The 7,500-nt window shown below is 65.2% G+C and carries 6 protein-coding genes and 1 pseudogene (1 of these 7 only partly in view); 3 read left to right on the top strand and 4 right to left on the bottom strand.

Annotation, left to right across the window (positions count from 1 at the left end; all coding sequences use genetic code 11):
• Together NW75_RS10210 and NW75_RS10205 are read right to left on the bottom strand one after the other, a co-directional pair.
• A protein-coding gene (locus tag NW75_RS10210) for a polysaccharide deacetylase family protein (protein ID WP_033965101.1) crosses the window boundary here: on the bottom strand, nt 1-912 show its 5' portion. 111 nt of this gene lie to the left of the window's left edge; 912 of the gene's 1,023 nt are visible here — the first part of the coding sequence; it begins with the start codon at nt 910-912; its stop codon lies beyond the left edge, outside the window.
• Nucleotides 913-914: 2 nt separating this feature from the next.
• Nucleotides 915-2,897, bottom strand: a complete 1,983-nt coding sequence (locus NW75_RS10205; RefSeq protein WP_081988720.1) for a sensor histidine kinase — start codon at nt 2,895-2,897, stop codon at nt 915-917.
• Between the two features lie 186 nt (nt 2,898-3,083).
• On the opposite strand from NW75_RS10205, the gene NW75_RS10200 reads away from it, so the two are divergent.
• On the top strand, nt 3,084-3,551 hold the full coding sequence (locus tag NW75_RS10200) for an Lrp/AsnC family transcriptional regulator (protein ID WP_033965099.1): 468 nt from the start codon (nt 3,084-3,086) through the stop codon (nt 3,549-3,551).
• Between the two features lie 77 nt (nt 3,552-3,628).
• Here NW75_RS10200 and NW75_RS10195 read toward each other — a convergent pair whose 3' ends face one another.
• Both NW75_RS10195 and NW75_RS10190 read right to left on the bottom strand, forming a co-directional pair.
• Nucleotides 3,629-4,129, bottom strand: a complete 501-nt coding sequence (locus tag NW75_RS10195; RefSeq protein ID WP_231565109.1) for a hypothetical protein — start codon at nt 4,127-4,129, stop codon at nt 3,629-3,631.
• A gap of 199 nt (nt 4,130-4,328) precedes the next feature.
• Entirely contained in the window at nt 4,329-5,612 is a 1,284-nt protein-coding gene (locus NW75_RS10190; protein WP_033965095.1) for a hypothetical protein, read from the bottom strand.
• Nucleotides 5,613-5,821: 209 nt separating this feature from the next.
• Between NW75_RS10190 and yaaA the strand changes: the two genes are divergently transcribed.
• Together yaaA and NW75_RS10180 are read left to right on the top strand one after the other, a co-directional pair.
• Nucleotides 5,822-6,574 carry a peroxide stress protein YaaA gene (yaaA, locus tag NW75_RS10185; protein WP_033965093.1) on the top strand — a complete coding sequence of 251 codons (753 nt, stop codon included), beginning with the start codon at nt 5,822-5,824 and terminating at the stop codon, nt 6,572-6,574.
• Nucleotides 6,571-7,268 (top strand): annotated as a pseudogene (locus tag NW75_RS10180) (SDR family NAD(P)-dependent oxidoreductase). The gene yaaA and the pseudogene NW75_RS10180 overlap by 4 nt, the downstream one beginning before the upstream one ends.
• Nucleotides 7,269-7,500 lie beyond the last annotated feature (232 nt).

The following is a 7,500-nucleotide window of genomic DNA, read 5'->3' as shown; positions in this document are numbered from 1 at the left end:
ATCCGCTGCATCGCGCACATAAGGGGTATGTCCGGGCACGAGCGAGGGGGAGTGAAAGGAGAAGTTCAGTACCCGCACCCCCTCCCCAGCCGCCACCGCAATCGCCTCGAGCGCATCGGGCAGCGGCATATCCTCGGGCGTCAGGGCCACGCGCGACAACAGGCGCATGCGGGCGGCCAGGCCGCGCCCCTTCGGTAGACGTCCCAATGCACGATACACGGTGGTGCCGTGCCGCCGAAGCAGGCCCGTATACACGGTCGTCAGCGGCAACTCGACCAAGCTGCCGCCCGGCCCAGCATGGAAGGCGGCATTGCCAATGTCGGAGAAATCGGGCCCGCCGTCCGCCGCATAACTGTAGCGCGCGCGCATCGAGCTATCAAAGCGGTAGCCGCGTTCGGCGAGCAAGGTCAGCGTCTGCGGGCCAATGCCATAGCGCCCGGCGCGATAGGCGATCGGGCGCGTGCCGAACGCGGCCGTGATGGCGTCGGTGAGGCGATCGATCTTCGCAGCCTCCAGCGAGCGCGGCAGATTTCCGACATAACTGTTGAACGGCGTCAGCGCCTCCTGGAAGGGCGGATTGACCCAGCCGTGCAATTGGGTGCCGATCGCCGAGACACCGTCGGCGCACGCAGCACCGAGCACCTCCACCGCGCGGGGGTCCGCTACAATCGGATAATCGACCATATAGGTCAGTGGCACGCCATGATCGGCGAACCAGCGGTGGGCATCGGGAATCGCGGCCACCGCCGACACCGAATGGGCATCGCGTGCGAGCGGCGCAGCCCAGTCGAACTCTTCCTCTGTGTCGACGAACACGATGAAACGTGTGCCGAAGACATCCGGCCACGCGACCAGATCGGTGCGCGCGGGGGCAAGCGGGCGATACGCTGCGGCAGGATCGGGCGTGGCCACGATCAGTTGGAAGAAACCTGCTCCATTCCGGCAAGAGACGCGGCGGGAAGGCGCAAAGTCAAGGCCTTGTCGCCTATCGTCAGGCTGCCGCGCAATTCGGCGGCAAGATTGCGTGCCAGCCGCAGCGCAAAGCCGGTGCCAAGCAAGGGTGCCCCCTCGCGCTCGGCCTCCGCCTCGGCATCGATGGTCAGCAAATTCTCTTCGGCATAAGCGGCGAGTGCCTTGGGCCGATCGAACACGATCGAGATCGCTCCGTCATCCCGCGCGGCCACCACGCCGATCTGCTCGCCAGCGCTGCCCGATGCCACGAGCGTCGCCATCAACCGCGCCACCAGCCGCTCTACCGCCCGATCATCGCCCAGGATCGCCAGCGAATCGCCGCGGACATGGTGTTCGAGCACACTCCCCCTAAGCGTCGCCAGCGGCGCCAGGTCCGCCAGGATACGCGCCAGCAACGGCGCGACCGGAACGTCACCGCTGCGCAAATCGAGCGCATGGGTCTCGATCCGGGCCGCCATGTCGATATCGTCGATCGCGGTGAGCAACCCGCTCGACTGGCTTCGAATGGCCGCAGCATGGGCACGATAGGCCGCAGGGACCGGACCCAGCATCTGCGATTCGATCATCTCGGCAAACCCGGCGATCGCATTGGTCGGTGTGCGCAATTCGTGCACCAACTGACGTAGCGCATCGGCGGCGGGATTGCGGGTTTCGCGCATGGGCTCGGCGGTTTCGTCGGCACGCGGGCGTCGGGCCGTACCGCGATAGCCGGTGAAGCGCCCGCTCACGCGGTCGAACACGGGAATCCCCGTAATGCGCCACTGGCCGGCCGCATCGGAATGGCCATCCACCACCAATCGCGCATTGGCAAAACCGGCCCGACGCCGAAACGCTCCCGCCACCACGCCATCGACCTGCGCGCCAGTGGCTGCGGGCGAAAGGTCGAACGACAGCCCGATCAACGGCGCGCGGGCCGCCCCTTCGATCCAGCGGACGATACCATTGGCATCGGTTTCGAAACGGAAGGTCTCGGACGGGTGCAGCTCGGTCGCGAACAGTTCCGGCTGAATTTCGAGACGCGGCCGGGCGGAGGGGATTTCCTCGCGCTGGCGCTGATAGGCATCGATTCGCGCAACCAGTTCCGCAATCTGAAAGGGACCGGTTTCGAGCGGCGATGCGGGTGGTGGTGGCCGGACAAACGCAATCGGAGCAGAAACCTCGGCGGCGGGCGGCGGCGCGGCCGGAGGTGCGGGTGCGGCCGAATGATCGGCGCGGCGCAGCGCTTCCGCCACCACCGGCAACCCGGCTGCGACCGCCGCGATCGACACGAAGGACGATTGCGGAGCGATCGGCGCTACAGTTTCCGGCAAACTCGGCGGCTCCGCGAAAGGTTCCGCCACGACTTCGGCTTGCTCCGGCACCGGTTGAACGGGCGCGACGGGTTCGACCGTCGCTACGTGGTCGGACGCGGGCTCGGGTGCCGTAGGTGCCGTAGGTGCCGTAGGTGCCGTAGGTGCCGTAGGTGCCGTAGGTGCCGCGACCTGCTCGGGTTCGGTCGGTGCGTCCAGGACGAAATCCACACTGCCGAAGCTTTCCAACGCTCGCTGCACCCCTCGCGGCAGATCGCGCCGGTGTCGCAGGATCGACCGCGCGGACGGCGACAAGACCGGCAGCAAACTCGTCCATTCGGCAATCGACAGGCGCGCGCTTCGCAATACCGGGGCGGCGATCGACAGGTCATCCTCGGCAAACAACGCCACCAGGGGAAAGGGAGGGGTAGCAAAGGCCAGCCCGCGCGCGCTCGCTGACCGCACCAATGGCGGCACGTCACCGCGAATCATGCGCAAACGGGCAATCGCCTCCTCGCTTGCCGCGGCCCGCCCGCGCCCGATCAGATCGACCAACTGCCGCCAAGTGGATTGCGCGCCAAAAGCGGTCGACATTTCTGCCGAAAGGACCGTCTCCAGGCTGTCGTCGAACCGCAAGCTATTCTGTCCCCGAAATCGCGACGTCCCATGCGTCGTAACGGATTCTTAACCGGCGCAAAGGCCCTACGTAACCCCGAGATTTGGCACCGTCGCAATGTGGGACAATTGCGTTCCGTAGTAATTATCTTATAGGCAAGTGCAAGATGGCAATGCGAAACACGCGTTACCCAGGAGCATTACGTAATGACATTCGATTCGATCGACCGCCGTATTCTGGAACTGCTTCAGGACGACGGACGAATGACCAATGTCGAATTGGCCGAGCGCGTCGGGCTGACTGCGCCCCCCTGCCTGCGCCGCGTGCGCGCGCTGGAGGAAGCCGGAGCAATCCGCGGTTACCACGCCGAGATCGATCCCGCCACCCTTGGCTATCCGATTACCGTGTTTGCGATGGTATCGCTGCGCAGCCAGGCCGAGCATGATCTCGCCGCCTTCGAGGAGCATGTCGCCACCATTCCCGAAGTGCGCGAGTGCCACATGCTGAATGGCGAGATCGACTTCATCCTGAAAATCGTCGCCAGCGACTTGAAGAGCTTCCAGGAAATCCTGATGACTCACCTGACGCCAGCGCCGAATGTGGCGAGCGTCAAGACCTCGCTGACGATCCGCACGGCCAAGTCGCTCCCGGGTATTCCGATCCGCGCGGGGTGATGAAATCCCGAAGACCGCGCACGATAGCGGGGTCTGGCGCGGCAACTCGCAAAGCGACGGCGAAGCGCCGTCCCGGCCTACGCCGCAGCCATCACGGCCCGTTTTGCCGACCAGTCGCGGTGAACCGCAAGGCCCGATGCAAGCCATAGCGCGCCGGCGGCCATGAGCCCGGCAAACGCGCCGCCGCTTGGCCCGTTTACGACAAAGCCGACGATCGCGACGGCGATCAGCCCAAAGCCGAGGACATAGAACGGACGAAAGCCCGCAGCGAAAGCGATCGGCAGGAAATGCAGCCCGACCACAAGCGCCATTGAGGGCAAGAGAAGATCGGGCCGATGGAGATTGATGACGATATTCGCCGCGAGGAAAAGGCCCACTCCTTCTCCCATGCTGCTCCACATGATCGCATTTGCTTCTTTTGCCGACGGTTTGATGCCATCGGCGGGTATGCAGATTACATACAGCGCAGCCAGCCCGATCAACACGAAGGCCAGGAAGGGCAAGGCCAAGGCGGCTCCCGTCACACTCCACTGCCAATACAGCGTCAGCGAAGCGAACACCGCCCCGAAAAAGCTCATGATAAGCGCGCCCCAAGCCCCCATGCGAAGTCCCCCTAAGTCTGCACGGGCGCGATTGTATCTTTGACGATTGGGCTGGTCGAGATGCGGGGCAAACAAGGTCGCGAATAGGCCTCCCATCGCGCGACGGCCGCTTGTCCCAAACGAAAAAGGGCGACCCGCAGGCCGCCCTTTTCCGAATATCCGAAGGGATTCGCGATCACGCCGTCGGCGGCGTGTCCACGAACACCAGCCACAACCGGGCAATCGCCTTGCTCGGGTCGGCAGCCACCTTCGTGAGGACCGCCTTGGCCCCGGCGCGATCGCCCGACAGCGCCAGCGCCATGCCGAGATGCAGGTTGTTGCGGTCGGCGTCAGGTGCGCCCTTGGTTTCGGCCAGGCGGTACATCTCGATCGCCTTGGCGTAGTTGCGCGTGCCGAAATAGGCGTCGCCTGCCTGCTGCGCGAGATCGCCCTTGGGGGCTGCCTGCGCGTTCTTCTCCTTGATCGCGAGCGACGTCGCACCGGCGATGCCGGTTTTGGCGCGGGTCAGTTCCTCGGTCGCGGTGATGTTGCCCTTGGGGATCGATTCGTTGGCAAAGCCTTCGTCGAGCACCGTCTTGGCTTCGTTGGGCAAGCCGACGTTGATCGCGGCATCGGCATAATCGATATATTCGCGCTGGCCGGTCTGGCTCTTGGTCGCCCACAGCAGGCGATACAGATCGACGCGGTTCTTGCTGTACTTCGCCGCCGACGGCCCCTGGAAGCCGAAGGTGTAGATCGCGCCGCGCCAATTCTCCTTGGTGCCATATTCGGTCAGCCAGGCTGCGGTCCACTGATCGGCACCTTCCTGGTCCCCTGCCTTGCCGAGCCGGGTGAAGGCATATTTATACCAGGATTCGGGCGCTTTCTTACCCTTGGCCTTTTCCGCCTGCACGGCGGCACCCAGATCGGCGATACCACCCTTCACGTCACCCGCGTCGACCTTGGCGCGCGCGATGTTGAGCAGCAGATCGTCGTCGGTATAGCCAAGGTCCTTGGCCTTGGTGAAATAGTCGACCGCCTTGGCATAGTCCTTGTTCGAATAGGCGAAACCGGCCCGCGAATTGTAGCGGTTACCCAGCTCGGCCTTGGGCGTTGCCGGATTGGCGATCAGTGCATCAAGCGGCGGGGTCAGCGCGGCGATGCGGGCCGCTTCGGGCTGGCCTTGCGTCTGCGCGTTGATCAGCGACAGGCGCAGGCCCGAGGCGAGATACCGCTCATAATCGCTCTTCGCGACGCTATCGAGCGTGTTCAGCGCGGTCTCGGCCTTGGCGAGATCCTTGGGCGTCGCGGCCAGCGCGGTTTGCGCTTCGACGGCAGCAGCACGCGCCGGTGCAGAAATCGTCGGCGTCGCCGGGGCGGCATCTTCCTTCTTCTTGGCGATCGCGGGGGCGACCAGGGCGGCACCGTTCAACCCGATGACGAGCGTTGCCGTCAGGGCGATCTTCGAAACCATCTTCATTGCGGGACTCTCCTCAAACGTCGCTGGCGCAGCGGAATACTGGCTTTGCTCCTAGCGCCGCCGGTTAGACCGTCAAGCGACGCGAGATGCGCGGCGGCGACTGAACGCGCTTTGAACGCATTTGGCCGCATCGCGGTTCGCGATTCGCCGCGCTCCAATTTGCGTTCGGGCTTTGACGCGGGCGCGGTGCCCGCCTAATCGCCGGGGCGATGATCGCCCTTCTGTCCCCTGCCAAGACGCTCGACTATGAACGTCCCCTCCCCGCTTTGACCGCGACCGCGCCGCGCTTTCACGCAGAGGCCGCTTCGCTCGCCAAATCGGCCGCAAACCTGACCCAGGCGCGCCTCGCGGCCCTGATGCACATTTCGCCCAAGCTGGCGAAGTTGAACGCCGACCGCTTTGCGGGATTCGCCGATGCGCCCCAACGCCCCGCTCTCTTCGCCTTTGCCGGAGACGTTTATACCGGCCTCGAAGCGCGTACCCTCGACGAAGCCGCGATTGCCTTCGCGCAGGACCATGTGCGGATGCTGTCGGGTCTGTATGGCCTGCTGCGCCCGCTCGATGCGATGCGCCCCTATCGACTCGAAATGGGCACGCGCTGGGCACCGCGCCGCAAGAGCCTGTACGAATATTGGGGCGACCGCATCGCTGCCGCCGTGCGCGAGGACGTCGCCGAGGAAGGATCGGGCGTCGTGCTCAACCTTGCCAGCCAGGAATATTTCGCGGCGGTCGACGGCAAATTGGCGGGGTTGCGCGTGATCGACGTCGACTTCCGCGAAGCCGGGCCCGACGGCCCGCGCTTCGTCAGCTTCCACGCGAAGCGCGCACGCGGGATGATGGCGCGCTGGATGTGCGAACATCGCATCGGCGAGATTGACGCGATGCGCGGGTTCGACAGCGACGGCTATCGCTTCGACGCCGCCGAGAGCACACCCGACCGCTGGCGGTTTACCCGCGCATGACCGGCGCAGCGGTCATTATCGGTGCCTCGGGCGGCATTGGCGCGGCGCTGGAAGCGGCGCTGATCGACGAAGCGACCTTCGAAAAGGTCCACGGCTTCGCGCGGTCCCGCACCGGCGCGCAGCATCTTGATCTGCTCGACGAAGCAAGCATTGCGGCAGCCGCTGCGCATGTCGCCACAGGCCCCGCCCCGACGCTGGTGATCGTCGCCACGGGATTGCTGCACGCAGGCGAGCGCGGCCCGGAAAAGGCGATGCGCGAACTTGATCCGGCCTGGCTGGCCGAGACCTATGCGATCAACGCGATCGGCCCGGCCCTTGTCGCCAAGCACTTCCTGCCGATCATGCCCAGGACCGGCGCGCGGTGTTCGCCGCGCTCTCCGCGCGAGTCGGCAGCATTTCGGACAATAAGCTGGGCGGCTGGCACGGCTATCGCGCCTCCAAGGCCGCGCTCAACATGCTGATGCGCGGCATCGCGATCGAGGAAAAGCGCCGCAACGACCGGACGATCGTGGTTACGCTGCATCCCGGCACTGTCGACACGGCGCTGTCGCGCCCGTTCCAGGGCAATGTCCAGGCCGGTCGCCTGTTCACGCCAGACCGCGCCGCGTTGCAACTGCTCGACACGATCGAGGAATTGAAGGCCCCGGATAGCGGCAAGCTGTTCGACTTTGAGGGCAAGGAAGTGCCGTTCTAAAGAACGAGCCGACATGACGGATTTGTCATGATCGCACCATTGCCGATCGCGCGATAGCGTTGCACCATCGCCGCAGGCGTGTTGCGCCTGACGGTTTTGAGAGGATGTCCATGACGAAGCTCCCGATGACGATCGCCGCCGCTGCGGCCCTGCTGTGCGGCACCGCCGCCCTCGCCCAGACCAAGCCTGCGCCCAAGCCGACGCCGACCAAGCCCGCCGCCAAGCCAGCCCC

The sequence above is a fragment of the Sphingomonas sp. Ant H11 genome, from assembly GCF_000797515.1.
GTDB lineage: Bacteria > Pseudomonadota > Alphaproteobacteria > Sphingomonadales > Sphingomonadaceae > Sphingomonas.
The sequence above is the reverse complement of the archived record's forward strand: the minus strand, read 5'-3'. Positions and strand labels throughout refer to the sequence as shown.

What these genes read in the sequence shown, in the direction of transcription:
- yaaA (WP_033965093.1), top strand. Translation starts at nt 5,822, where the DNA reads ATGATCGCCCTTCTGTCCCCTGCCAAGACGCTCGACTATGAACGTCCC.
- NW75_RS10200 (WP_033965099.1), top strand. Translation starts at nt 3,084, where the DNA reads ATGACATTCGATTCGATCGACCGCCGTATTCTGGAACTGCTTCAGGAC.
- NW75_RS10195 (WP_231565109.1), bottom strand. Translation starts at nt 4,129, where the DNA reads ATGAGCTTTTTCGGGGCGGTGTTCGCTTCGCTGACGCTGTATTGGCAG.
- NW75_RS10190 (WP_033965095.1), bottom strand. Translation starts at nt 5,612, where the DNA reads ATGAAGATGGTTTCGAAGATCGCCCTGACGGCAACGCTCGTCATCGGG.